24 protein-coding genes and 1 pseudogene are annotated in these 25,152 nt (G+C 68.7%); 20 read left to right on the top strand and 5 right to left on the bottom strand.

Features of this window, described 5'->3' with window-relative positions; translation table 11 throughout:
- Window positions 1–21 precede the first annotated feature (21 nt).
- Window positions 22–525 carry a hypothetical protein gene (locus tag ACFVJ3_RS25405; protein WP_378454681.1) on the bottom strand — a complete coding sequence of 168 codons (504 nt, stop codon included), beginning with the start codon at window positions 523–525 and terminating at the stop codon, window positions 22–24.
- Window positions 526–708: 183 nt separating this feature from the next.
- On the opposite strand from ACFVJ3_RS25405, the gene arc reads away from it, so the two are divergent.
- Window positions 709–2,484: a proteasome ATPase gene (arc, locus tag ACFVJ3_RS25400; protein WP_378454680.1), complete on the top strand. Its 1,776-nt coding sequence runs from the start codon at window positions 709–711 to the stop codon at window positions 2,482–2,484.
- Between the two features lie 66 nt (window positions 2,485–2,550).
- On the opposite strand, the gene ACFVJ3_RS25395 is transcribed toward arc, so the two are convergent.
- A complete protein-coding gene (locus ACFVJ3_RS25395; protein ID WP_378454679.1) occupies window positions 2,551–3,099 on the bottom strand; it encodes an NUDIX domain-containing protein in 549 nt (182 codons plus the stop codon).
- Between the two features lie 82 nt (window positions 3,100–3,181).
- Between ACFVJ3_RS25395 and ACFVJ3_RS25390 the strand changes: the two genes are divergently transcribed.
- The 5 genes from ACFVJ3_RS25390 (at window position 3,182) to prcA (ending at window position 7,156) form a co-directional block, all read left to right on the top strand.
- The gene (locus ACFVJ3_RS25390) at window positions 3,182–3,559 is read left to right on the top strand and encodes a nitroreductase family deazaflavin-dependent oxidoreductase (RefSeq protein WP_378454678.1); all 378 of its coding nucleotides are present in this window, start codon (window positions 3,182–3,184) and stop codon (window positions 3,557–3,559) included.
- A gap of 75 nt (window positions 3,560–3,634) precedes the next feature.
- Complete coding sequence (gene dop / locus ACFVJ3_RS25385) at window positions 3,635–5,134, top strand: depupylase/deamidase Dop (protein WP_378454677.1); 1,500 nt, start codon at window positions 3,635–3,637, stop codon at window positions 5,132–5,134.
- 170 nt (window positions 5,135–5,304) lie between these two features.
- Complete coding sequence (locus ACFVJ3_RS25380) at window positions 5,305–5,499, top strand: ubiquitin-like protein Pup (protein WP_005242990.1); 195 nt, start codon at window positions 5,305–5,307, stop codon at window positions 5,497–5,499.
- The gene (prcB, locus tag ACFVJ3_RS25375; protein WP_378454676.1) at window positions 5,496–6,380 is read left to right on the top strand and encodes a proteasome subunit beta; all 885 of its coding nucleotides are present in this window, start codon (window positions 5,496–5,498) and stop codon (window positions 6,378–6,380) included. Before ACFVJ3_RS25380 ends, prcB begins: the two co-directional genes overlap by 4 nt.
- Window positions 6,377–7,156: a proteasome subunit alpha gene (gene prcA / locus ACFVJ3_RS25370; RefSeq protein ID WP_378454675.1), complete on the top strand. Its 780-nt coding sequence runs from the start codon at window positions 6,377–6,379 to the stop codon at window positions 7,154–7,156. The genes prcB and prcA overlap by 4 nt, the downstream gene beginning before the upstream one ends.
- Here prcA and ACFVJ3_RS25365 read toward each other — a convergent pair.
- Window positions 7,147–8,613, bottom strand: coding sequence for a phosphatase PAP2 family protein (locus ACFVJ3_RS25365; protein WP_378454674.1), 1,467 nt, complete (start codon window positions 8,611–8,613; stop codon window positions 7,147–7,149). The genes prcA and ACFVJ3_RS25365 overlap by 10 nt on opposite strands.
- A gap of 73 nt (window positions 8,614–8,686) precedes the next feature.
- Between ACFVJ3_RS25365 and pafA the strand changes: the two genes are divergently transcribed.
- The 8 genes and pseudogenes from pafA to ACFVJ3_RS25325 all read left to right on the top strand — a co-directional run bounded on the left by pafA (window position 8,687) and on the right by ACFVJ3_RS25325 (window position 18,127).
- Window positions 8,687–10,045, top strand: coding sequence for a Pup--protein ligase (gene pafA / locus ACFVJ3_RS25360; RefSeq protein WP_201453095.1), 1,359 nt, complete (start codon window positions 8,687–8,689; stop codon window positions 10,043–10,045).
- Window positions 10,046–10,092: 47 nt separating this feature from the next.
- The gene (locus ACFVJ3_RS25355; RefSeq protein WP_378454673.1) at window positions 10,093–11,088 is read left to right on the top strand and encodes a helix-turn-helix transcriptional regulator; all 996 of its coding nucleotides are present in this window, start codon (window positions 10,093–10,095) and stop codon (window positions 11,086–11,088) included.
- Window positions 11,081–12,061 (top strand): helix-turn-helix transcriptional regulator, encoded by a 981-nt coding sequence (locus ACFVJ3_RS25350; protein WP_378454672.1) that lies wholly within the window; start codon window positions 11,081–11,083, stop codon window positions 12,059–12,061. The genes ACFVJ3_RS25355 and ACFVJ3_RS25350 overlap by 8 nt, the downstream gene beginning before the upstream one ends.
- A pseudogene (locus ACFVJ3_RS25345) lies at window positions 12,058–13,121 on the top strand (2-dehydropantoate 2-reductase). Before ACFVJ3_RS25350 ends, ACFVJ3_RS25345 begins: the two are co-directional and overlap by 4 nt.
- A 72-nt stretch (window positions 13,122–13,193) precedes the next feature.
- Window positions 13,194–13,469 carry a Sec-independent protein translocase subunit TatA gene (tatA, locus tag ACFVJ3_RS25340; protein WP_378454671.1) on the top strand — a complete coding sequence of 92 codons (276 nt, stop codon included), beginning with the start codon at window positions 13,194–13,196 and terminating at the stop codon, window positions 13,467–13,469.
- Window positions 13,470–13,540: 71 nt separating this feature from the next.
- Window positions 13,541–14,581, top strand: coding sequence for a twin-arginine translocase subunit TatC (tatC, locus tag ACFVJ3_RS25335; RefSeq protein ID WP_378454670.1), 1,041 nt, complete (start codon window positions 13,541–13,543; stop codon window positions 14,579–14,581).
- An 18-nt stretch (window positions 14,582–14,599) separates the two neighbouring features.
- Entirely contained in the window at window positions 14,600–17,335 is a 2,736-nt protein-coding gene (locus ACFVJ3_RS25330) for a DEAD/DEAH box helicase (RefSeq protein ID WP_378454756.1), read from the top strand.
- 102 nt (window positions 17,336–17,437) lie between these two features.
- Entirely contained in the window at window positions 17,438–18,127 is a 690-nt protein-coding gene (locus tag ACFVJ3_RS25325; RefSeq protein WP_378454669.1) for a DUF4333 domain-containing protein, read from the top strand.
- A 90-nt stretch (window positions 18,128–18,217) separates the two neighbouring features.
- Here the strand turns inward: ACFVJ3_RS25325 and ACFVJ3_RS25320 are convergent, their stop codons facing one another.
- Complete coding sequence (locus ACFVJ3_RS25320; protein ID WP_378454668.1) at window positions 18,218–19,174, bottom strand: 5'-3' exonuclease H3TH domain-containing protein; 957 nt, start codon at window positions 19,172–19,174, stop codon at window positions 18,218–18,220.
- A gap of 36 nt (window positions 19,175–19,210) precedes the next feature.
- Between ACFVJ3_RS25320 and ACFVJ3_RS25315 the strand changes: the two genes are divergently transcribed.
- Window positions 19,211–20,350, top strand: coding sequence for a Xaa-Pro peptidase family protein (locus tag ACFVJ3_RS25315; RefSeq protein ID WP_016880747.1), 1,140 nt, complete (start codon window positions 19,211–19,213; stop codon window positions 20,348–20,350).
- A gap of 118 nt (window positions 20,351–20,468) precedes the next feature.
- Complete coding sequence (locus ACFVJ3_RS25310) at window positions 20,469–21,227, top strand: polyprenol monophosphomannose synthase (protein ID WP_378454667.1); 759 nt, start codon at window positions 20,469–20,471, stop codon at window positions 21,225–21,227.
- Here the strand turns inward: ACFVJ3_RS25310 and ACFVJ3_RS25305 are convergent.
- Window positions 21,187–21,600 (bottom strand): TIGR03618 family F420-dependent PPOX class oxidoreductase, encoded by a 414-nt coding sequence (locus ACFVJ3_RS25305; protein WP_378454666.1) that lies wholly within the window; start codon window positions 21,598–21,600, stop codon window positions 21,187–21,189. The genes ACFVJ3_RS25310 and ACFVJ3_RS25305 overlap by 41 nt on opposite strands.
- 30 nt (window positions 21,601–21,630) lie before the next feature.
- Between ACFVJ3_RS25305 and ACFVJ3_RS25300 the strand changes: the two genes are divergently transcribed.
- From ACFVJ3_RS25300 to ACFVJ3_RS25285, 4 genes are read left to right on the top strand one after another with little or no spacing between them, the layout of a single operon-like run.
- Complete coding sequence (locus ACFVJ3_RS25300) at window positions 21,631–22,407, top strand: SDR family NAD(P)-dependent oxidoreductase (protein ID WP_378454665.1); 777 nt, start codon at window positions 21,631–21,633, stop codon at window positions 22,405–22,407.
- Window positions 22,404–23,639 (top strand): precorrin-6y C5,15-methyltransferase (decarboxylating) subunit CbiE, encoded by a 1,236-nt coding sequence (gene cbiE, locus ACFVJ3_RS25295; protein ID WP_378454664.1) that lies wholly within the window; start codon window positions 22,404–22,406, stop codon window positions 23,637–23,639. Before ACFVJ3_RS25300 ends, cbiE begins: the two co-directional genes overlap by 4 nt.
- Window positions 23,636–24,385 carry a precorrin-4 C(11)-methyltransferase gene (cobM, locus tag ACFVJ3_RS25290; RefSeq protein WP_378454663.1) on the top strand — a complete coding sequence of 250 codons (750 nt, stop codon included), beginning with the start codon at window positions 23,636–23,638 and terminating at the stop codon, window positions 24,383–24,385. The genes cbiE and cobM overlap by 4 nt, the downstream gene beginning before the upstream one ends.
- Before the next feature lie 2 nt (window positions 24,386–24,387).
- Window positions 24,388–25,131, top strand: coding sequence for a cobalt-precorrin-6A reductase (locus ACFVJ3_RS25285; RefSeq protein WP_378454662.1), 744 nt, complete (start codon window positions 24,388–24,390; stop codon window positions 25,129–25,131).
- Window positions 25,132–25,152 lie beyond the last annotated feature (21 nt).

Genomic DNA, 25,152 nt, shown 5'->3' with positions numbered 1-25,152 from the left:
GCGCCGCCGAAGGAGGGAAAGCTAGCTGCAGCCGGCGCGTGCCATGCCCAGCAGGGTGCACGTGCTCTCGTCCGACACCTTCCAGGTGCCGTCGACGTTCTCCCACGTCCACGCGGTCGGAGCGGCCGTGCCGTGCGGGCTGACGATCGCGACGTTCGCCGTCGCGGTATCGCCCTCTACCTGTACATCCGTGACCGTGAAGGACACCGGGTAGTTGGCCATGGCCGCTGTCATGGCCTCGAGATTCGAGCGGCGTTCCTCACCGTCGACGACCACGGCGGTCTTCTCGTCGACCGGTCGCGCGGGGTCCACGAGCAGCTGGAGCGTGCCGAGCAGTTCCTCCGACGTGGGGGCGGCAACCGCCTCGGCTGCCGCGGACGACGTGGCCGCGGACGTCGCTTCCGCGGCGTCGGAAGCGTCGTCGGACGAGCAGGCCGACATCCCGAGCGCGAGAACCACCGCGCCCACGGCAACCACGGACCGCCCGATGAAGGATGTGCCGTTCAGGGGCTTGCGGATTATCACGACGAACCCTTTCGTTACACAGAATAGAGAGGAAACTGCTCGACAGGTAGGTAAGGCTAACATGAGAGGTTCGGTGGCCCGGGGTGTCACGTATGCCGATTCGCAATCGGCAGAATCCGTGTCACGGCGCAGAATTCGGGCAGTGCCGGTAGCGTTGATAGATCTCATTGGGAGGAGACGCACATGAGCTCGACAGAGAACCCCGATTCGGTTGCGGCCGCACGAGAGCTCGAGGCGTTGCGCGCAGAGGCGTCGGCACTGCGCAGGCAGCTCGCGGAGTCGCCGGAACAGCTTCGTGAGATGGAATCGCGAGTGGACTCGCTGTCCATCCGGAACACGAAGCTGATGGACACCCTCAAGGAGGCCCGTCAGCAGCTCATTGCCCTTCGAGAAGAAGTCGACCGCCTCGGCCAGCCGCCGAGCGGGTACGGCGTGCTGCTCGGAGTGCACGACGATCAGACCGTGGACGTGTTCACCTCCGGTCGCAAGATGCGGTTGACCTGCTCCCCGAACGTCGACGCCGAGACCCTCAAGCTCGGCCAGACCGTGCGCCTCAACGAGGCACTCACGATCGTGGAAGCGGGCCACTTCGAGCGTGTGGGTGAGATCAGCACGTTGCGCGAGGTCCTCGACGACGGTCAGCGCGCCCTCGTGGTCGGCCACGCCGACGAGGAACGGATCGTCTGGTTGGCCGAACCCCTCGCGACCGTCTACGCGGACAGCGAGCGGGAGTCGATCGCGTACGACGCGGAATCGCCCACTCGCAAACTCCGGCCGGGCGACTCCCTCCTCGTCGACACCAAGGCCGGGTACGCGTTCGAGCGGATCCCCAAGGCCGAGGTCGAGGATCTGGTCCTCGAAGAGGTTCCCGACGTGCACTACGACGACATCGGCGGCCTCGGACGGCAGATCGAGCAGATCCGCGACGCCGTCGAGTTGCCGTTCCTCCACAAGGACCTGTTCCACGAATACGAGCTCCGGCCACCGAAGGGTGTGCTCCTCTACGGTCCGCCCGGGTGCGGTAAAACGCTCATCGCCAAGGCGGTCGCCAACTCGCTCGCGAAGAAGATCGCGGAGGCCCGGGGGCAGGACAGCAAGGAAGCCAAGTCCTACTTCCTCAACATCAAGGGCCCCGAGCTGCTGAACAAGTTCGTCGGCGAGACCGAGCGGCACATCCGGCTGATCTTCCAGCGGGCCCGGGAGAAGGCGTCCGAGGGCACCCCGGTGATCGTGTTCTTCGACGAGATGGATTCGATCTTCCGCACCCGCGGATCGGGTGTCTCCTCCGACGTCGAGACCACCGTCGTGCCTCAGCTGCTCAGTGAGATCGACGGTGTCGAGGGACTCGAGAACGTCATCGTGATCGGCGCGTCCAACCGCGAGGACATGATCGACCCCGCGATCCTGCGTCCCGGCCGCCTCGACGTGAAGATCAAGATCGAACGCCCCGACGCGGAGTCGGCACAGGACATCTTCTCGAAGTACCTCGTCGAGACGCTGCCCGTGCACAGCGACGACATCGCGGAGTTCGGCGGCGACCGTACGGCCTGCATCCGGGTGATGATCGAACGGGTCGTCGACCGCATGTACGCCGAGAGCGAGGAGAACCGCTTCCTCGAGGTCACGTACGCCAACGGCGACAAGGAGGTCCTGTACTTCAAGGACTTCAACTCGGGCGCGATGATCCAGAACATCGTCGACCGCGCCAAGAAGTACGCGATCAAGTCGGTGCTCGACACCGGTGCCCCGGGTCTGCGGGTCCAGCACCTGTTCGACTCCATCGTCGACGAGTTCTCGGAGAACGAGGACCTGCCGAACACCACCAACCCCGACGACTGGGCCCGGATCTCGGGCAAGAAGGGTGAGCGGATCGTCTACATCCGCACACTGGTCACCGGTAAGAACGCGAGCGCGAGCCGCGCCATCGACACCGAATCCAACACGGGCCAGTACCTGTAAGCCGTTCGGCATCACCTGCGCGGCGGGAACTCGAACACGGTTCCCGCCGCGCAGGCGGCTGTGGGGTCAGCGGTCCCGTGTGACGAGGTAGTCCGCGAGGAGTGCCCGGGTGTCCGGTACGAACGGCCACTGCGGGTCGCGCAGATGCGTCACCAGTTCGTGGGGCGTCCACCACCAGCCCGACGCGATCTCGCTGGCCTGGTGGACGATCGGCCCGTCCCAGTGCGTCTCGTAGGCGTACAGGTGGCAGCGCAGCCGCAAACCCTGCCAGTGCCCGTCCCACGCCACCCTCGCGATGGGGGTGAGGCCCACTCCGGTGATGCCCAGTTCCTCCGCCAGTTCCCGGCTCGCGGCCTCCTCCGGGGTTTCCCCGGGATCGACCACTCCGCCCGCCAGGCAATCGTGATGTCCGGCGAACACCGTCTTCGTGTCCGAGCGTCGGTGCACGTAGAGGCGCTTCCCGTCGCCGGATCGGACGAGGACGCCGGCACTCGCGTGCCACAACCCCTCGGCGTAGACGCGGGAACGCGCAGCGGTCCCCACCGGTCGTCCCGCACTGTCGAACACCGCCACCACTTCGTCCGTGCCGGGTGGGATGTTCGGTGCGGAATCCATGTGTCGATCCTGCCAGCACCCCGGCGAGCGTCGGTACTGTCGAGGTCGGATGCACGTTCCGGTGCCGAAGGGGTGAGAGGTCATGGCGTTGCCGCGTTCGATCGCCCGGTTCAACCGGGTCGTCACCAATCAGGTGAGCCGTCACGTCGCGACGATCCTGCCCGGTTTCGCCATGGTCGAGCACCGGGGCCGCACGTCGGGCAAGGCGTATCGCACACCTGTCAACGTGTTCGTCGTGGACGGCCGCTACCGGTTCGCGCTGACGTACGGTGCGCAGAGCGACTGGGTGCGAAACGTGGTGGCGGCGGGGGGATGCACCATCGTGACGCGCCGCCGGACGGTGCACCTGACGGACCCGAGAATCGTCACCGACAGCACCCACTCCTGGGCTCCCGCCGGGGTCCGCACGGTGCTGCGGGCGATCTCGGCGGACCAGTACCTGGAGTGCTCGCCGGAGTAGTCGCCGGGCGGTGGACGGCTCGCGCGGCAGGAGTGTGCCGCCGGGTGGTGTGGGTGATCGCATAGGCTCGGCAGCATGCAGCGGATCATCGGTGTCGAAGTCGAGTACGGAATCTCCTCACCCAGCGAGCCTTCGGCCAATCCGATCTTGACATCCACCCAGGCGGTGCTGGCCTATGCGGCGGCAGCGGGAGTGCCGCGCGCCAAGCGCACCCGATGGGATTACGAGGTGGAATCCCCGCTGCGCGATGCCCGCGGATTCGACCTGGGCCGGCTGAGCGGCCCGGCGCCGGTGATCGACGCCGACGAGGTCGGCGCAGCCAACATGATCCTCACCAACGGCGCCCGGCTGTACGTCGATCATGCGCACCCCGAGTATTCGGCCCCGGAGGTCACCGACCCCCTGGACGCCGTCATCTGGGACAAGGCCGGCGAACGGGTGATGGAGGCGGCCGCCCGGCACGCGTCGAGTGTTCCCGGTGCCCCCCGACTGCAGCTGTACAAGAACAACGTGGACGGCAAGGGCGCGTCGTACGGCACCCACGAGAACTACCTGATGTCCCGGGCCACGCCGTTCTCCGCAGTGATCAACGGGCTGACGCCGTTCTTCGCGTCCCGTCAGGTGATCTGTGGGTCGGGCCGGGTGGGCATCGGCCAGTCCGGTGACGAGGCCGGCTTCCAGCTGTCCCAGCGGGCCGACTACATCGAGGTGGAGGTCGGGCTCGAGACGACACTCAAGCGCGGCATCATCAACACCCGCGACGAACCCCACGCGGACGCGGACAAGTACCGGCGTCTGCACGTCATCATCGGCGACGCGAACCTCGCCGAGATGTCGACGTACCTGAAGGTCGGGACGACGGCGCTGGTCCTCGATCTCATCGAGGCCGGTGTCGACCTCACCGACCTGCAGCTGGCCCGCCCGGTGACCGCCGTGCACCACATCAGCCACGACCTGACGCTGCGCGCCACGGTCGCGCTGGCCGACGGCCGGGAACTGACCGGGCTTGCGTTGCAGCGGATCTACCTGGACCGAGTCGACAAGTTCATGTCCGCCGAGGGCAACGACGACCCCCGCGTGGCCGATCTGCTGGAGAAGTGGGCGATGGTGCTCGACCTCCTCGAGCGGGACCCGATGGAGTGCGCTCACCTGCTGGACTGGCCGGCCAAGCTGCGTCTGCTCGAGGGGTTCCGGAACCGGGAGGGCCTCAACTGGTCCGCGCCGCGACTGCATCTCGTCGATCTGCAGTACTCGGACGTCCGCCTGGACAAGGGGCTCTACAACCGGCTGGTCGCCCGGGGGTCGATGGAACGCCTCGTCTCGGAGCAGGCGGTGCTCGACGCCGTCGACACCCCGCCCACCGATACCCGCGCCTACTTCCGGGGTGAGTGCCTGCGCAAGTTCGGCGCCGACATCGCGGCCGCGAGCTGGGATTCGGTGATCTTCGATCTCGGTGGCGACTCCCTGGTCCGTATCCCCACGCTCGAGCCGTTGCGGGGCAGCAAGGCGCACGTGGGGGCGTTGCTGGAGTCGGTGGAGACCGCGAAAGAACTCGTCGACGAGCTCACGAACTGACCTGCCGACCGGTCGCGGACGGATCTGCGCCAGAACTCGCCGTCGCGTCGGCACACGTGGGGCGGCGACGCTCGGTAGGGTGAAGGTCCGAGCGGATGATGTAGTCAGACTGCTTGGCAGGACAGGACGCTCGGAAGAAGAGCTCCCTTCACACAAGGAGGTCGGCTGCGATGGCACAAGAGCAGACCAAACGTACTGGTGGCGGCGACGAGGACGACACCCCGGGCGGTGACGGTGCCGCGGGTCAGGAACGTCGCGAAAAGCTGGCCGAAGACACCGACGACCTGCTCGACGAGATCGACGACGTCCTCGAGGAGAACGCCGAGGACTTCGTCCGGGCCTATGTCCAGAAGGGCGGCCAGTGACGGCGGATCGACCGGCATTGCGGACAGGCGACGGTGACACGAGGCTCAGTTTCGGTTCGAATCTGAGCTCGTTCACCGAGTATCTGCGTGGGCACGCACCAGAATTGCTGCCGGAGAATCGGATCGGCCATCGTTCGCATTCGACACGGGGTGGTGAGGGGATGGAGAGCGGCGATCTCGCACCGCACGGAACGACGATCGTGGCGCTCACCTACAAGGGTGGCGTCCTGCTCGCCGGGGACCGGCGCGCGACCCAGGGCAACCTGATCGCCAGCCGGGACGTCGAGAAGGTGTACGTCACCGACGAATACTCGGCGGCCGGTATCGCCGGTACCGCGGGGATCGCCATCGAACTGGTCCGCCTGTTCGCCGTCGAACTCGAGCACTACGAGAAGATCGAGGGCGTTCAGCTGACGTTCGACGGCAAGGCCAACCGCCTGGCGTCGATGGTGCGGGGCAACCTCGGGGCGGCGATGCAGGGTCTCGCGGTCGTCCCGCTGCTCGTCGGCTACGACCTCGACGCGGACGACGATGCCCGCGCGGGCCGCATCGTGTCGTACGACGTCGTCGGCGGCCGGTACGAGGAACGCGCCGGATACCACGCGGTCGGTTCGGGATCGTTGTTCGCGAAGTCGGCACTGAAGAAGATCTACTCGCCGGACAGCGACGAGGAGACCGCCCTGCGGGCGGCCATCGAATCGCTGTACGACGCGGCCGACGACGACTCGGCCACCGGTGGGCCCGACCTGACCCGCGGCATCTACCCGACCGCGGTCACGATCACCCAGGCCGGTGCCGTGCACGTGTCCGAGGAGACGACGTCCGAGTTGGCTCGGCGTATCGTCGCCGAGCGCACCGAAGAAGGGGGGTCTGCGCGATGACCATGCCGTATTACGCCTCCGCCGAGCAGATCATGCGGGACCGCTCGGAATTGGCGCGCAAGGGAATTGCCCGCGGACGCAGCGTCGTGGTGCTCACGTTCCGCGACGGCGTGCTGTTCGTCGCCGAGAATCCCTCCACCGCGCTGCACAAGGTCAGCGAACTGTACGACCGGCTCGGCTTCGCGGCCGTCGGCAAGTACAACGAGTTCGAGAACCTGCGACGCGCCGGGATCGTCCACGCCGACATGCGCGGCTACTCCTACGACCGTCGTGACGTGACGGGCCGATCGCTGGCCAACGCGTACGCGCAGACCCTGGGCACGATCTTCACCGAACAGCCCAAGCCGTACGAGGTGGAGATCTGTGTCGCGGAGGTCGGGCGCGTGGGCAGCCCGAAGGCTCCCCAGCTGTACCGGATCACCTACGACGGATCCATTGTCGACGAACAGCATTTCGTCGTGATGGGTGGCACGACCGAGCCGATCGCGACCGCCATGCGCGAGTCGTACCGTGCCGACCTCGATCTCGAGGCGGCGGTAGGTATCGCGGTCAACGCTCTGCGTCAGGGCGGTGCCGGGGAAGGCGAGAAGCGGAACGTCGACGTGGCCAGCCTCGAGGTGGCCGTGCTCGATCAGTCCCGGCCTCGCCGCGCGTTCCGGCGGATCGCCGGACCCGCGCTCGAACAGCTGATCCCCGCAGCGCCTGCGGCCGTCGCGGAGCCCGCTTCGGAGTCGAAGCCGGACACCGAGACGAAGCCGGCCGACCCTCAGGACTGAGGCCGGTACACCGCGATCGCTTCGGGCACCGACCGGAAGTCGAACCTCAGGGCGTCGGCGACCACTTCACCGTCGGTGGCCAGCGCCACCGGCGAGCCGTCGACACGGACGGTGAGCCGGGGCACGAGGGATCGCACGTACACCCGGCTGCTTCCGAGTGTCCCGGTGGCGGCAGCGAACAGTAGCCGCGGCCGGGACGCTCGCCGGTCGGCCCGCACGTACCGGACGTCGAGCAGTCCGCCGGTGATGGCGGGACGCGACATCGGTACCTGATCGGCAGGGGAATACCGACCGTTCCCCACGAACAACATCCACACCTTCACGGGTCTGCCGTCGATGGTGACGGCGAGCGGCGTTGCCGCGGAGAGAATCCGGATCATCGCCACGCATGCCGCGGGCCACTTCCCGTACCGCGGCTGCCACTTCTCCCGCAGTCGCACCGCATCGGGATAGCCACCGAGACTGGCGGTGTTGAGGAACGGCGCCGGCTCCGCGACATCGGTGTGGACGACGGCCTGATCGACGAGAACCGCATGTCCGGTCTCGACGGCGTTCGCCGTGTCCGAGATGTCGGCGACGCCGGCGTCCCGCGCGAAGTGATTGAGCGTTCCGCCCGGGAACACCGCCAGCGGCAACGCGTGACGCGCTGCCGCGGACGCGACGGCGACCACGGTCCCGTCTCCACCGCACACTCCGAGGGCGCGGGGCTTCGTGTCGGCCACCCAGGCATCGAGTTGTTCGGCGAAATCGTGGTCGGTGTCGAGGGCGCGTATCTGGGTCTTGGGGAGAGCGGTCGCGATTTCCTCGCTGGGATCGACACTGTCCGGTCCGGACTCCGGGTTGACCACCACGAGCAGGTCCTCACCGCCCGGTAGCGCCGGTGCGTCGACGGTGGGGCCCAGCTCTGCCGGATCCTCCGTGCGCACCGCCCACCAGCGGCGGGTGCCCGAAGCGACGGCCCCGCCCAGTATCAGCCCGGCGGCAACGTCCGTCGGCCAGTGCACGCCGTTGTGCACGCGGGAGTACGCGACCGCGGCGGCAAGGGGGGCCACGACGGCACCGGTCGCGGGCGATTCCAGGGCGACGCCCGTGGTGAATGCCGCCGCCGACGCCGCATGACCCGACGGGAACGATGAGGACCGGGGGATCGCCACCCCGCGCAGCACGTTCGTCCATACGCGGGCCGGCGGGCGCCGCCGAGGGAACAGGGGTTTGAGGATGCCGTTGGCCAGACCGCTCGCCATCGCGAGGGACAGTAGGCCCCGCACACCACCGCGACGGGCGCGCCCGCCGACCAGTCCCAGCACCGCCGCCACGAACCACCACAGGAGCCCCTTGTCGGCCGCGCGGCTGAGGGAGCGCATGGCCAGGTCGAGCCCGGAGGGGCTCAGATCGGCGCTGCGGTCGAAGATGATCTCGTCGGCCCGGTGGATTCGGCGTAAGTGTCGGTTCACCATCTCAGCGTATGCGCGGGGTGTCGCCGGAGGGCTTTTCCGCTCCGCCGGGTGATCGGCGTTGTACTCTCGAGGTGTGCAGCGACGAATCATGGGAATTGAGACAGAGTTCGGTGTGACCTGCACCTTCCATGGTCACAGGCGACTGAGCCCGGACGAGGTTGCGCGCTACCTGTTCCGGCGGGTGGTGTCGTGGGGCCGGAGCTCCAACGTGTTTCTCCGGAACGGTGCCCGCCTGTATCTGGACGTCGGCTCACACCCCGAATACGCGACAGCCGAGTGCGACAACCTCATCCAGTTGGTCAACCACGACCGGGCGGGGGAGCGCGTTCTCGAGGAGCTGTTGATCGACGCCGAACAGCGGCTCGCCGAGGAAGGCATCGGCGGCGACATCTACCTGTTCAAGAACAACACGGACTCGGCGGGCAATTCGTACGGCTGTCACGAGAACTTCCTCGTGGCCCGGGCCGGCGAATTCTCGCGGATCTCGGACGTGCTGCTCCCGTTCCTGGTGACGCGGCAGTTGATCTGTGGCGCGGGGAAGGTCCTGCAGACGCCGAAGGCGGCCACGTTCTGCCTGTCGCAGCGCGCCGAGCACATCTGGGAGGGTGTGTCCTCGGCGACCACGCGGTCGCGGCCCATCATCAACACCCGTGACGAGCCGCACGCCGACGCGGAGAAGTACCGCCGCCTGCACGTGATCGTCGGCGACTCGAACATGTCCGAGTCCACCACCATGCTGAAGGTGGGCACCGCGGCGCTCGTGCTCGAGATGATCGAGGCCGGCGTGTCGTTCCGCGACTTCGCGCTCGACAACCCGATCCGCGCCATCCGCGAGGTCAGCCACGACGTCACCGGACGCCGTCCGGTGCGGCTCGCCGGCGGCCGGCAGGCCAGCGCCCTCGACATTCAGCGGGAGTACCACGCGCGCGCGGTGGAACACCTGCAGAATCGGGATCCCGATCCGCAGGTCACGCAGGTGGTCGAACTGTGGGGTCGCATGCTCGACGCCGTCGAGACGCAGGACTTCGCGAAGGTCGACACGGAGATCGACTGGGTGATCAAGCGCAAGCTGTTCCAGCGCTACCAGGACCGGCACGGCTTCGAGCTGGCCGATCCGAAGATCGCGCAGCTGGATCTGGCGTATCACGACATCAAGCGCGGTCGCGGCGTGTTCGACGTGCTGCAGCGCAAGGGGCTGGTGAAGAGGATCACCGAGGACGAGACGATCGAGGCGGCGGTGGACACTCCGCCGCAGACCACCCGGGCGAAGCTGCGCGGCGAGTTCATCACCGCGGCGCAGGAGGCCGGACGCGACTTCACGGTCGACTGGGTGCACCTCAAGCTCAACGACCAGGCTCAGCGGACCGTGCTGTGCAAGGACCCGTTCCGGTCGGTCGACGAGCGGGTGGAGCGCCTGATTGCCTCGATGTAGCGGCGCTGTGGGGGTCCGTAACGGGCTCACCCACTAGGCTTCCGGGCGTGCCGACTTCCAAGATCGAGCGGTTGATGAACCTGGTGATCTGTTTGTTGTCCACCAGACAGTTCCTCACCGCCGAGAAGATTCGCGAGAGCGTTGCCGGGTACGCCGACTCCGCCAGCGACGAGGCGTTCAGCCGCATGTTCGAGCGCGACAAGAACGAGCTCCGGGATCTCGGTGTTCCGCTCGAGACCGGGCAGGCGTCGCGCTTCTCGACTGTCGAGGGCTACCGCATCAACCGCAATGCGTACGAGCTTCCCGACATCGACCTCAGCCAGGAGGAGTCCGCGGCGGTCGCAGTGGCGGTCCAGCTGTGGGAGTCGCCGGAGTTGACGTCTGCGGCCCAGGGGGCACTGCTCAAGCTGCGTGCGGCGGGTGTGCAGGTGGATCCGGATTCGGCGGCCACCCCGATCACGGCGGTGCCCGCCCGCACCCGCGGCTCCGAGCCGGCGCTCGGCAAGCTGCTGGCGGCAGTTGATGCCGGCCGCGCCGTGCACTTCCCGCACCGCGGTGCTCTCAACGAGCCGTACACCGAGCGCACCGTCGAACCCTGGGGTGTCGTCACCGCGCACGGCCGGTGGTACCTCGTCGGTCACGACGTCGACCGGGGTGCCGTCCGGACGTTCCGGTTGTCGCGGATCGGCGACGACGTGACGGAGTTCGGACCGTCCGGGGTCGTCCACAAACCGGTGGGTGTCGACCTCCGGGAGATCGTCGACCGGGTCACCGGTTCGGGTGAGGTCACCGGGACCGCCACAGTGTGGGTGGCCGAGGGCCGAGCCCAGGAACTGCGCCGACTGGCGACCACGGCGGAGGAGAAGCGGGTGAACGAGCGCAGCGGCACCGTGCTCGGGATCCCGGTCCGCTCCCGGGACTGGATCGCGCGGCTGGTTGCGGGCCACGGGGCGGACGCCCTGGTCCTCGATCCGCCAGAACTACGCCACGATGTGCTGACCAAGCTGAAGGACGCCGCAGGGGAAGGGGGACGTCGTGAGTAACAGGCTGTCGTCGAGACTGTCCCGGCTCCTCAATCTGGTGCCGTACTTCATCGCGAACCCCGGAATGAGTGCGGCCGAGGCTGCCGCCGAACTGGGCGTCACCACCACACAGCTGATGTCCGACCTCAACCAGTTGTGGGTGTGCGGCCTGCCCGGCTACGGTCCGGGCGACCTCATCGACCTCTCCTTCTCCGAGGAGAGCATCGAGGTGACGTTCTCGGCGGGCATCGACCGCCCGCTGCGGTTGACGTCCACCGAGGCGACCGCCCTGCTGATTGCCCTGCGTTCGCTGGTGGAGATGCCGGGCATGGTCGATCCGTCCGCGGCGCACAGCGCGATCGCGAAGATCGAGGACGCCGCGGGGACTGCGGCGGCCCGCGCGGCGGTGACGCCGGCGTCGGAGCGGGATGCGGTGGAGGACGTGGCGGAAGATCCCATCGCCGCCGCGGTGCGGTCCGCGCTCCATCGTCGGCGTGCACTGCACCTGACGTACTATTCGGCGTCCCGGGACCGGGTCACCGAGCGCACCGTGGATCCGGTGCGGGTCGTGCTGGTCGACAACCAGAGTTATCTGCAGGCGTGGTGCCGGCAGGCCGAGGGGGTCCGGCTGTTCCGGCTCGACCGGATCGACGCCGCCACCGAGCTCGACGAGCCGTCCACACCGCCGGCCCAGGCTCTCGTGCGGGATTCCAACCTGGAATTGTTCAGCGGCGACGCGTCCCTTCCTCAGGCCCGGTTGCACATCGGCGCCGACTGCGTGTGGGTGCTCGACTATTACCCGATGGATGTGCGGACAGTCGCCGCCGACGGTTCGGTCGAGGCGAGCATGAGTTACGGGGCGCTCGAGTGGATGGCCCGGCTCGTGCTCGGGTTCGGTTCCGGAATCACGGTGCTCGAACCGGCCGAACTGGTCGACGAGGTGCGCCGCCGGGCGGTGGAGGCGCTGTCCGCCTACGACGCCGTCGAGGCATGAGCGTCGGCGGACGTCCGCTGCGGATCAGCGTCTTCGGTGCGGGCAGCATCGGATGCTATGTCGGGGCCGGCTCGCCGCGGCCGGCGCCGAGGTGACCCTGATCGGCCGGGAGCGGGTCGGGGTTGAAATCCGCGAACACGGGTTGCGGCTGACGGACCTGCACGGAGCGGACATCCGGGTCGACGCCTCCGGCATCGCGTTCGCCACCGGCCCGGAGTCGGCGGCCACGGCAGATCTCGTCGTCGTCTCGGTGAAGTCGGCGGGGACACCGGAGGCCGGTGCCACGCTGGCGTCGGCGATCGGTCCCGACACGGTCGTGATCAGTGCGCAGAACGGTTTGGGCAACGCGGACACCCTGCGTGCAGCACTGCCGGAGCAGGTCGTCCTCGCGGCGATGGTGCCGTTCAACGTGGTGCACCGCGGCGACGGGCATTTCCACCAGGGCTCCGACGGCGACCTCGAGATCGAGCAGCATCCGGCGGTGCGCGCATTCGAGCCGGTCTTCGACGACGCCGGGTTGCCGCTGCATGCACGTGAGGACTTCCGCTCGGTGCAGTGGGCGAAGCTGCTGCTCAACCTGAACAACGCGGTGAACGCCCTGTCCGGCCTGCCGCTCCGCGAGGAGTTGTCGCAGCGGTCGTTCCGGCGTGCTGTTGCCCTGGCACAGCGGGAAGCGCTGACTCTCTTGACCGCCCGCGGCATCGCTGTCGCCAAGCTCACACCGCTGCCGCCGCAGTGGATTCCCCGGTTGCTGACCGTCCCGGACGGGGTGTTCCGGGTGGCGGGCAGCCGGATGCTGGCCATCGACCCGCACGCGCGATCCTCGATGTGGGACGACCTCGAAGCGGGCCGGCGCACCGAAGTGGACTGGATCAGCGGGGAGATCGTCCGCCTGGCCGCGGCGTCGGGCACGGCCGCGCCGGTGAACGCGAGGCTGGTCGAACTGATCCGCGAGGCCGAGGCGGGCGGGAACCGGCACTGGTCCGGAGATGCCCTGCTCGCCGATTTGCGCTCACAGCGAGCACCCCGGAAACCGACAGGTAAACGGCAGCGCAACTAGCCGGTTTCGACCGAACCGGTGCCGTGTATGTCCGGTAGCATCGGTGTCACCTGATCTTTTGGAGGTTTCATCATGGGAGCCATGAGCCCCTGGCACTGGGCCATCGTCGCGCTGGTCGTCATCATCCTGTTCGGTTCCAAGAAGCTGCCCGACGCGGCTCGTGGACTCGGCCGTTCGCTCCGCATCTTCAAGAGCGAAGTCAAGGAGATGCAGAACGACAACAGCACGCCGGCGCCCACCGCGCAGCAGAGCGCGCCCGCCGAGCTGCCCGTGGCGGACACCACCACAGCGCCGGTCACCCCTCCGACGCCGGTGCAGCCGCAGCACACCGAGCCCAAGTCGGCGTAGCCCGAGCCGCCTGACAACCGGGGTGACTCTTCACCCCGGTTGCCTGCTGACCAAGACTAGGGCGAACAACAGTGCGAATTCCGTTCGATCCGCGCCACAGCAAGCGGAGGACCAATCCCGACGGCACCATGTCGTTGGTCGATCACCTCTACGAGCTGCGCACGCGATTGCTTCTGTCGGTGCTGGCCATCGTGGTCACCACGGCGGTGGGCTTCTTCTGGTACTCCCACCAGATTCTCGGGATCGAGAGTCTCGGTGAGCTCCTGCGCGGGCCGTACTGTTCGCTGCCGGCGTCGAGTCGCGCCGACCTGAGCCACGACGGGTCGTGCCGCCTCCTCGCGACCGGACCGTTCGAGCAGTTCATGCTCCGCTTCAAGGTCGCGCTGACGGCGGGCATCGTCCTCGCCTGCCCCATCTGGCTGTACCAGCTGTGGGCGTTCATCACGCCCGGCCTCTACTCGAAGGAGCGCCGCTACGCGATCGGCTTCGTGGTGTCCGGCGCCGCGCTGTTCATCGCCGGCGCCGTCCTCGCCTATGTGGTCGTCGCGAAGGCACTGCACTTTCTGCTGACGATCGGCGACAACGTCCAGATCACCGCACTCGGCGGCGCGGAATACTTCGGGTTCATCATCAACCTGCTGATCATCTTCGGTGTCAGCTTCGAGATCCCGCTCATCATCGTCGCGCTGAACTTCGTCGGCATCCTGCCCTACGTGAAGCTCAAGGCGTGGCGACGCGGCCTGATCTTCGCTCTGTTCGTGTTCGCCGCGATCGCCACCCCCGGGCAGGACCCCTTCTCGATGCTCGCGCTCGCGTTCGCGTTGACCCTCCTGTTCGAGGTCGCCGTGCAGATCGCCCGCATCAACGACCGCCGCAAGGCCCGTCGCACGGAGCAGGAGTGGGGTGCCCTCGACGACGACGAGGCGTCGACGATCGCCGCGCCGTCGGACCTGAACGAGGCGTTCGACGTCGCCGGCACACCGGTCCCCGAGCCGGCGGGTCGGTTCCGGCGGTCACGCAAGTCCGGGAAGTCCGGTGGTGCGAACAAGAACGACGAGGCGAGCACGACCGGCAGCAACACACCGGGTCAGGACTTCTCCGACACCCTGTGACAATCTGACGGGGTGGCAGTGACAACAGGTGACACGACCGGCGGTACCGAACTCGATGTGTTCTCGGCGCAGCTCGGCTTCGTGCTCGACCCCTTCCAGATCAACGCCTGCCGCGCGCTCGAGGGCGGCCACGGCGTCCTCGTCTGCGCCCCGACCGGTGCGGGAAAGACCGTGGTCGGCGAATTCGCCGTGCATCTGGCGCTCACGTCCGGGCGCAAGTGCTTCTACACGACACCCATCAAGGCGCTGAGCAATCAGAAGTACGCGGAACTGGTGCGGCGGTACGGCAAGGACACCGTCGGGCTGCTGACCGGCGATTCGAGCATCAACTCGGCCGCCCCGGTGGTCGTCATGACCACCGAGGTGCTGCGGAACATGCTGTACGCCGACTCCCCGGCGCTACGCGGGTTGTCCCACGTCGTCATGGACGAGGTGCACTTCCTGGCGGACCGGTTCCGGGGGGCCGTGTGGGAAGAGGTGATTCTGCACCTTTCCGAGGACGTCCGCCTCGTCAGCCTGTCGGCGACCGTCAGCAACGCCGAGGAGTTCGGCGCGTGGATGGAAACGGTGCGCGGCGACACCACCGTGGTCGTCGACGAGAACCGCCCGATCCCGCTGTGGCAGCACATCATGGTCGGGAAGCGGCTGTTCGACCTCTTCGACACGAGGGCACGCAGCGGGGATGCCCGCCAGGATCTGGTGGTCGACCAGGATCTGGTCCGGCACGTCAAACAGCGGCAGGCCCTCGATCGCGCCGACTCGTGGGAGTCGCGGGGTAGGGGACGCCGCGGCGGCGGCCGCGGGTTCTCCAGCGACTTCCGGCCGCTGCCCCGACCGGAAGTGATCTCCCGCCTCGACGGCGAGGGACTCCTCCCGGCGATCACGTTCATCTTCAGCCGCGCCGGCTGCGACGCCGCGCTGGCACAGTGCCTGCGGTCCCGCCTCGATCTGACGACTCCTGAGCAGGTCGCCGAGATCCGGACCATCATCGACGCCCACACCGCCGAATTGCCGAAGGCCGATCTGGAGGTCCTCGGGTACTGGGAATGGCGCAAAGCGCTCGAGCGGGGCCTCGCCGCGCACCACGCGGGGATGCTGCCCGCGTTCCGGCAGACGGTCGAGGAGTTGTTCGTCAAGGGACTGGTCCGGGCCGTGTTCGCCACCGAGACGCTGGCGCTCGGCATCAACATGCCCGCCCGCACGGTCGTCCTCGAACGCCTCGTCAAATACAACGGCGAGGCCCACGCCGAACTCACCCCGGGGGAGTACACGCAGCTCACGGGCCGGGCCGGACGTCGCGGCATCGACATCGAGGGTCACGCGGTGGTCCTGTGGCAGCCCGGGGTGGAACCCGTGGACGTCGCCGGGCTGGCCTCCACCCGCACGTTCCCGCTCCGCAGCTCCTTCCGTCCCGGCTACAACATGACCATCAACCTGGTCGATCGCATGGGCGCGGCGGAATCACGGGCCCTGCTCGAGCGGTCGTTCGCCCAGTTCCAGGCCGACCGGTCGGTGGTCGGCCTGACGCGCGGCATCGAACGCAACGAGGCCGCGCTCACCCCGCTCCGCGAACGGCTGGGCGGCGAGGACGGCGAGTACTTCGAGTACGCGCGCCTGCGGGAGGAACTGAACAGCCGGGAACGGTCACTCGAACGGGAAGGCCGGACCGAACGCCGGGACGCCGCCGTCGCGTCGCTCGTCGCACTGCGGCGCGGCGACGTAATCGCGATCCCCGTGGGACGGCACTCCGGTCTGGCCGTGGTGCTGGAACCGGACCGGGACCCCACGGATCCGAAGCCGTTGATCCTCACCGAGGCGAAATGGGCGGGCCGGGTGTCGGCCGGCGACTTCCCGGAGCCCGCACGGTCTTTGGGATCGATGCGGTTGCCGCGGCGCTTCGATCACCACACCGCCAGGGTGCGCCGCGATCTGGCATCGGCGTTGCGCAGCACCGGAATCGTTGCGCCGGGACGCCGGAAGCACAAGAAGTCGGGTGCCGCCGCCGATGACGCCGAGATCGCGCGGCTGCGGCGCGCCATCCGGCAGCACCCGTGCCACAGCTGGCCTGACCGGGAACAGCTGAGCCGGATCGGTGAGCGCTACAACCGGCTGGCCCGCGAGACCGAGACGATGCGGCAGAAGGTCGCTGCCACGACGAACTCGTTGGCGCGCACGTTCGATCGCATCCTGTCGCTGCTCGCCGAGCGCGACTACATCTCGGCGGGCGAACACCCCGACGCCACCGAACACGGCACACGGTTGAGCCGAATCTATTGCGAGAGCGACCTCTTGGTGGCCGAGTGCCTCCGACAGGGTGTGTGGAAGGGTCTCGGGCCCGCGGAGCTCGCCGCCGTCGTGTCCGCCGTGATCTTCGAATCGCGCCGCGAAGGGGACACCGGCGAAAGCGGCGGTCCGGGAGCGCTGCGGCACGCCCTCGACGAGACCGTGCGGGTGTGGCGGGAGCTGCGGGCGGACGAGATTCGGCACAAATTGCCGCCCACCCGTGAGCCGGACCTCGGCTTCGCTGCCGCGATCTTCCACTGGGCGAGCGACAATTCGCTCGTCGAGGCGCTGATCGCGGCGGGAGATCAGGGGCGTGCACTGTCTGCCGGCGACTTCGTGCGGTGGTGCAGGCAGGTGATAGACCTGCTCGAACAGGTGCGGTCGACGTCCCCCGATCCGCAGGTCGGCAAGGCCGCAGGTCGTGCGGTCGCGGCGATCCGCCGCGGCGTCGTCGCCGTGGATGCTGCGTGACCCGACGCCGTGTGGTTGGATTCGCACGCCGTCCGAGGGCCCGAATCCGATGGTGGGGCGTTACGGTAGGTACAAAACTTGACACGTGAGCGGGAGGCGACGATGAGCGGCCCTTACGGACCGAACGACCCGAACGGGCAATGGGCCCAGGGACAGCAACCGGGCCAGGGCAACCCTGACCAGACCGGCGGCCAGTACGGGGCGCCGCAGTACGGTCAGCAGCCGCCCGCCCAGCCGTGGGGACAGCCGGCACCGGGTCAGCCTCTGCAGCCCGGTCAGCCGCAGTGGGGTCAGCACCCCCAGCAGCCCGGACAGCCGCAGTGGGGTCAGCAGCCGCAACCCGGTCAGCTCGGACAGCCGGGTCCGGGACAGTGGGGTCAGCAGCCCGGGCAGCCGCAGTGGGGTCAGCAACCGGGTCAGCCGCAGCAGTGGGGCCCGACCCCCGGCCAGCAGCAGTGGGGTCAGCCGCCGTCGTCGGGGAAGTCGAAGCTGCCGTTGATCATCGGCGGTGTCGTGGCACTGCTGGTGATCGTGGGTATCGCCCTGGTGCTCGCGTTCACGGTGTTCGGCACGGACACACTCGACCAGAAGGCGGCCGAGGACGGTGTCGAGCGCATCGTCACCGATTCGTACGGCGCCGAGAACGTGTCCGGTGTCACGTGCCCCGCGGATCAGGAAGTGAAGAAGGGCAACAGCTTCACGTGCAGTCTCACCGTGGACGGTGAGAAGAAGCAGGTCACTCTCACCTTCACCGACGACAAGGGCACGTACGAGGTGAGCCGCCCGAGTTAGTAGGGCATGTCTCCCAATCCCCGTTTCGGCGCTCCTGGCGCCCAATCGCCAGGTGCATCCGAGAGGGATTGGGAGACACGCCCTCGGCCGTCACGGAACCCGTGCGGCGGCCACCTTTTTCATCGCCGCCGTGAGGCGGCCGACGGAGTTCTCGATTCCGAGTTCCTCCGCCAGCCTGCCGAGCCGGTCCGCATCGACCGGTTCGGCAGGCAGCGTGTCTTCGCGGGACAGTTCGACATCCGCGTCGCGCACCACCCGCACCACCGGCAGTGCCGCGTCGAGATAGTCGGCTGCGGCGGCGAACTTCGCGCGCGCACCCTTCGCCATGTCGGATTCGGGATCGACTGCGGCGGCCCGCAGAGCGGCGAGCGATCCGTACTGCATGATCAGACTCGACGCGGTCTTCTCACCGATTCCCTTCACTCCGGGCAGCCCGTCGGACGAGTCGCCGCGCAGCAGGGCGAGTTCGGCGTAGGCCTCACCGGCCCGGTCGGCGGGCACCCCGTACTTGGCTGCGACCTCTTCCGGCCCGAGCAGTTCGGCCTTCGCGAGGCCGCGCACCACGTACAGCACCCGCACCGGCACCGGCTCGTCCGTGACGACCTGCAGGAGGTCGCGGTCGCCGGTGACGACGATAGTGGTGTCGCGGGTCTCGGTGGCGGCCAGGGTGCCGAGAACGTCGTCGGCTTCGAGGCCTTCCGCACCGGCGGTCGCGATTCCGGTGGCGGCCAGGACATCCAGGATCATCGGGACCTGCGGCGACAGGGTGTCGGGGACCTCTTCCTCCGCTCCGCCGGTGTCCTCGGCGACCCGGTGCGCCTTGTAGGTGGGCACCGCCTCGACGCGGAACGCGGGCCGCCAGTCCAGGTCGAGGCACACCGCGAGCCGGGACGGCTGGTGCTTGGTGATCAGTGCGGCCACCATGTCGGTGAACCCGCGTACCGCGTTGACGGATCGACCGTCGGGTGAGGTGATCGAGTCGGGTAGCGCGTAGTACGCGCGAAACCACAGGCTGGCACCGTCGAGGAGAAGCAGAGGCCCTGTCATGACCCTCATCCTGCCAAACCGGTTTAGCCTGAAGCCATGAGTTCCCTCGGCGCATCGACTTCACGCTTCCCGACCACCATCTATGCCGACCGGATCGCTCGCGCAGGCGCACTGGCCCGCGACGCCGGACTCGACGGCCTCCTCATCACCCCCGGACCCGACCTGCGGTATCTGCTGGGTTCGCGCGCGGAGTCGTTCGAACGGCTCACCTGCCTGGTGATCCCCGCGAACGGCGACACCGCGTCCGTGGTGGTGCCGCGGCTCGAACTGGCGTCGCTCACCGAATCGGCCGCGTCCGAACTCGGGTTGACGATCCGTGACTGGGTCGACGGGGTCGACCCGTACGCGTTGGTGTCTGGACTGCTGCCGTCGCCCGCCCGGACCGCCGTCACCGATGCGATGCCTGCGTTGCACCTGATTCCGCTGTCGGAGGCGCTCGGTGCGCTGCCGGTCCTGGCCACCGGGGTGCTGCGGGAGCTGCGGATGGTCAAGGACGATGCAGAGATCGACGCGTTGCGCCGGGCCGGTCAGGCCATCGACCGGGTCCACGCCCGCATGGGGGAGTTCCTGAAGGTCGGCCGCACCGAGGCCGAGGTGGCGGCGGACATCACCGCCGCGATCCTGGCGGAGGGACACACCGAGGCGGCGTTCGTCATCGTCGGTTCGGGTCCGCACGGCGCCGACCCGCACCACGAGGTGTCCGAGCGGGTCGTCGAATCGGGTGACGTCGTGGTCATCGACATCGGCGGACCCGTCGAACCCGGCTACAACTCGGACTCCACCCGCACGTACAGCATGGGTGAGCCCGATCCGGGTGTGGCCGCCAAGTTCGCGGTACTGGAGGAGGCGCAGGCGGCGGCCGTCGACCTGGTGCGTCCCGGCGTCACCGCCGAAGCGGTCGACGCGGCCGCCCGCGACCTGCTGGCCGCGCAGGGGCTGGCCGAGGTGTTCGTGCACCGGACCGGGCACGGAATCGGGTTGTCGGTGCACGAGGAGCCGTACATCGTGTCGGGTAACGCGATCGAACTGGCCGAGGGGATGGCGTTCAGCGTGGAGCCCGGCATCTACTTCCGCGGGGAGTGGGGTGCACGGATCGAGGACATCGTCATCGTGACCGCCGACGGCTGTGAGCCGGTCAACACCCGGCCCCACGGGCTGACGGTTCTTCCCGGCTGAGCACCGGGAGCGTGCGGGGGCGGTGCGGCGCGGGTAGTAACATCTCCCATTTGTTCACGACCGCACTCGCCGCTGCACGTCTGCGGAGAGTCGGGATCACAGATCATGCGAAGGTGTCATGGAAAGCGTCGCCCCGAAGGTAACCGTCGTCGTACCGACCTACAACGAACGCGACAACCTGCCCAAGATCGTCGAGCTTCTCGCGGCGTCGGATATTCCGAACCTGCATGTGCTGGTCGTCGACGACAACTCGCCGGACGGCACCGGTGAGGTCGCCGACACGCTCGCGCAGAGCGGTCCGATCCCGGTCGGAGTCCTGCACCGGACCGTGAAGGACGGCCTCGGGCGGGCCTACGTTGCCGGGATGACCCGGGCGCTGGACGAGGGCGCGGACATCGTGATCCAGATGGACGCCGACCTGTCGCACCCCACCGAGGCGATTCCGCGGATGGTGGAGACGCTGGCGACGACGGACGCGGCCGTCGTGCTCGGTTCCCGCTACGTGGCCGGTGGCGCGGTCGCCAGCGACTGGCCCTGGCATCGCAAGGCGCTGTCGGCGTGGGCGAACTTCTACGTCAACGCGATCCTGCGGCTGCGCGTCAAGGACGCCACCGCCGGGTTCAAGGCGTGGCACGCGGACACCCTGCGGGCCATCGACGTCGACGGTGTGCAGAGCAACGGGTACGCGTTCCAGGTGGAGATGAACTACCGCACGGTGCAGCGCGGCCTGACCATCGCCGAGGTCCCGATCCGGTTCGTGGAGCGCACCGACGGCGTGTCCAAGATGAGCCTCGCCGTGCAGATCGAGTCCGCGCTGGTCCCGTGGAAGCTGCGGTTCAGTGGTCACGCAGCGCAGCCGAGCCGAGTACGCGGCTGACGGCGATCTCCACGACCACCCGGGTCGGGTTCACCCGGGGCTGGCGGTACCTGGCGGCGTAGCGGGCCACGGCGTCGGCGACGGACTCGGGGTCGGTCAGGACCCGGGCTGGGCCCTCGAGAGTCATCCAGCGCGCTCCGTCCACCTGGCTCACCGCGCCGTATCCTCCGTGTTCGGCGTTGAGGGCCTTCTGCGAGGAGCCGTTGGTGATGACCCGCGCCAGCCCGTGCTCCTGATCCCAGGTGAAGCCGACGGCGACGACGTGCGGGGTGCCGTTCTTGCGGAGCGTGGTGAGCGTTCCCAGGTGGTATTCGCCGAGGAAGGTGAGTGCCGCGTCGGTCAGGCGGATCGGGGTGGAGGGGGTGCGGTCCATGCCCCGACGGTAATCCAGGACACTGGAGGGGTGAGCCTGGGATCGAAGAAGAACAGCGGCAAGCCCGGCGACGACGGGGTGGTACTCCTCCTCGGTGGTCGCAGCGAGATCGGCCTCGAGATCGCCTCCCGGCTCGCGCCCGGCCGCACGATCGTCCTCGCGGCCCGCCGTAGCACCGAACTCGCCGCCGAACGGCAGGCGCTGCTCGACGCGGGCGCGTCCGCGGTGGACTGCGTGGAATTCGACGCCGACGACCTCGACAGCCACGAGAAGCTGCTGCGGTCGGTGGTGGAGGCGCACGGCCCGCTGTCGGTGGCGGTGCTGGCGTTCGGCATTCTCGGCGATCAGGCGCGCGCTGAGCGGGACGCACGGCACGCCGTCGCCGTGGTCCACACCGACTACGTCGCGCAGGTCGGGGTGCTCACCCATCTCGCCACCCTGCTCCGGGAACAGCGGTCGGGGCGCATCGTGGTGTTCTCGTCCGTGGCGGGTGTGCGCGTGCGCCGCGCCAACTACGTGTACGGGTCGGCGAAAGCGGGCCTGGACGGGTTCGCCTCCGGTCTCGGTGACGCCCTCCACGGCAGCGGTGTCTCCCTCCTGCTCGTCCGGTCCGGTTTCGTGATCGGCCGGATGACCGAGGGGATGTCGCCGGCGCCGATGTCGAGCACACCGGCACAGGTCGCGGACGCGGTTGTGCGGGGTCTGCACCGCGGTGCCAGCCGAGTGTGGGTGCCGGGACGGTTGCGCCCGGTGTTCTTCGTCATGAGGTTGCTGCCGCAGGCGGTCTGGCGCCGGATGCCGCGATGACCGACCCGATCGTCGTCGTCGGTATCGGTGCCGACGGGTGGGACGGTCTGTCGCCGTCCGCGCGACGCGCGATCGAGGGCGCCGACGTCGTGATGGGTTCCGGGCGTCAGCTCGCCCTGATTCCCGAGTCGCCGGCACTGCGGGTGGCCTGGCCGTCGCCGCTTGTCCCCGCGCTGCCGGGTCTGTTCGAACAGCACCACGGCCGGCGGGTGTGCGTCCTGGCCAGCGGAGACCCGATGTTCCACGGTATCGGCGTCACCGTCGTAGACCTGCTCGGCGCGGAGCGGGTGCAGGTGATCTCGCATCCGTCCTCGGCCACCCTGGCCTGCGCCCGGCTGGGCTGGGCGGCGCACGAGACGCCCGTGGTCACTCTCGTGAACCGGCCCGTGGACACGCTCTTGCCTGCACTCGGCGCCCACGCGCGACTGCTCGTGCTGAGCCGCGACGAGTACACCCCTGCCGCCGTGGCCGAACTCCTGACGACACACGGGTTCGGACTGTCGACGCTCAGCGTGCTCGGCGAACTGGGCGGACCCGACGAGTCGAGGCTCGACGGAACGGCGTCGGCATGGTCGCACGAGCCGGGGGCCCGGCTGAACGTGATCGCGGTCGACTGCCGGGAAGACTCCGGCACCCTCCGGCTGACCCGGATGCCCGGACTGCCCGACGCCGCGTTCACGGGCGACGGGCAGATGACCAAACACGAGATCCGCGCCCTGACGCTGTGCGCCCTCGCCCCCGCGGCGGGGGAGTTGCTGTGGGACGTGGGAGGCGGGTCCGGCACGATCGCGATCGAGTGGATGCGTACCCACCCCCTCTGCCGGGCAGTGACTTTCGAGCGCAGCGCAGCACGCGTCGACCAGATCGAGTCGAACGCGGCCGGGCTCGGGGTGCCGTCCCTCGCCGTGTTCGGTGACGCACCCGCAGCGTTCGAGGACGTACCACCCCAACTGTCCGCACCGGATGCGATCTTCGTCGGCGGTGGCGTCACGCAGGACGGTCTGCTCGACGAGTGCTGGTCCCGGCTCCGGGTCGGTGGCCGGATGGTGGCCAACGCGGTGACGGTGGAATCGGAAGTACTTCTGCTGCAGTGGTTCTCGAAATGCGGCGGGCAGCTCCGCAAGTTTCAGGTGTATCGCGGTGAGCCGCTCGGCGGGTTCACCGCGTGGCGGCCGCAACTGCCGGTGGCGCAGTGGTCGGTGACGAAGCAGTCGAAAGGTGATGCGGCATGACGGTGTACTTCATCGGGGCAGGTCCCGGCGCGGCCGACCTGGTCACGGTCCGCGCGCAGCGGATCATCGCGGCGAGTCCCGTCTGCCTGTATGCGGGCAGCCTCGTTCCGCAGGAACTCCTGGCCGAATGCCCCGAGGGTGCGCGGGTGATCGACACGGCACTACTGAGTCTCGACGAGATCGTCGCCCTGCTGATCGAGGCGGACGCGGCCGGTCAGGACGTCGCCCGCCTGCATTCGGGTGACCCGTCGATCTTCAGTGCCGTCGCCGAACAGGTGCGCCGGCTCGAGGCCGCCGGCGTCGCGTACACCGTGGTGCCCGGGGTGCCCGCGTTCACCGCCGCGGCGGCGTCGCTGGGGCGGGAACTGACCGTTCCCGGTGTCTCGCAGTCGATCGTGCTGACCCGGGTGTCCACGCTGTCCACCGCGATGCCGGAGGGTGAGGACCTGCGTTCCCTCGGCCGCAGTGGTGCCACGATGGTGGTGCACCTGGGTGCGCACCGGATCGATCAGATCGCCCTGGAACTCACCGAGAACTACGGCCGAGACTGTCCCGCCGCCGTTGTCGCGTTCGCGTCGCGTCCCGACGAGATCGTGCTCCGCGGCACCCTGGCGACGATCGCCGATCAGGTGAAGGCGGCGGGCGTCACGAAGACCGCTGTGGTGATCGTCGGGAAAGTGCTTGCTGCCGAGGGATTTCCGGACAGTTACCTGTATTCCGCCACCCGCGAGCGCACCACCCACTGAACGTGGCACGGATCCTGATCCTCGGCGGCACCGGGGAGGCCCGAGCCCTCGCCGCCGCACTCGCGGACGTTCCGGGTGTCGACACCGTGTCCTCCCTCGCCGGCCGGGTCCGCGATCCGCGCCTGCCCGTCGGTGACGTGCGGATCGGCGGGTTCGGGGGAGCGGACGGACTCGACGGGTGGCTGCGCGCACATCCCGTCGACGCGATCGTGGACGCGACACACCCGTTCGCGGCGCAGATCACGAGCAACGCCGCCGACGCCGCCCACCGTCGCGGGATACCGCTCGTCGTGCTGCGGCGCCCCGAATGGTCTCCGCGTCCCGGCGATCGGTGGCACCGCGCCGCCGACCTCGCCGACGCGGCCGCACTGCTGCCCGACCTGGGAACGAGAGTCTTCCTCACCATCGGCAGGCAGGGTGTCGACGCGTTCGCCGGCCTGCACGCACAGTGGTTTCTCATCCGCGCGATCGATCCACCCGACGTGGCAATGCCGCCGCAGTCGACACTGCTCCTCGCCCGCGGGCCGTTCGCGGCAACCGACGAGATCGCGCTGATGCGTCAGCACCGCATCGATGTCCTGGTCACCAAGAACAGCGGCGGCGCGCAGACCGACGCGAAACTCGACGCCGCACGCGCACTGGGTGTGCCGGTGCTGATGGTCCGCAGGCCAGCGTTGCCGTCGGCGACGGCAACGCTGGACGACGTTGCGGGAGCAGTCGAGTGGATCGACTCGGTCACGCGATGAGGAAGGGGGGCGTGGTGACGT

Origin of the sequence: Rhodococcus sp. NPDC127593, assembly GCF_042671975.1 — a bacterium.
Classification (GTDB): Bacteria; Actinomycetota; Actinomycetes; order Mycobacteriales; family Mycobacteriaceae; genus Rhodococcus_F.
This window is presented reverse-complemented; position numbering and strand designations above follow the sequence as displayed.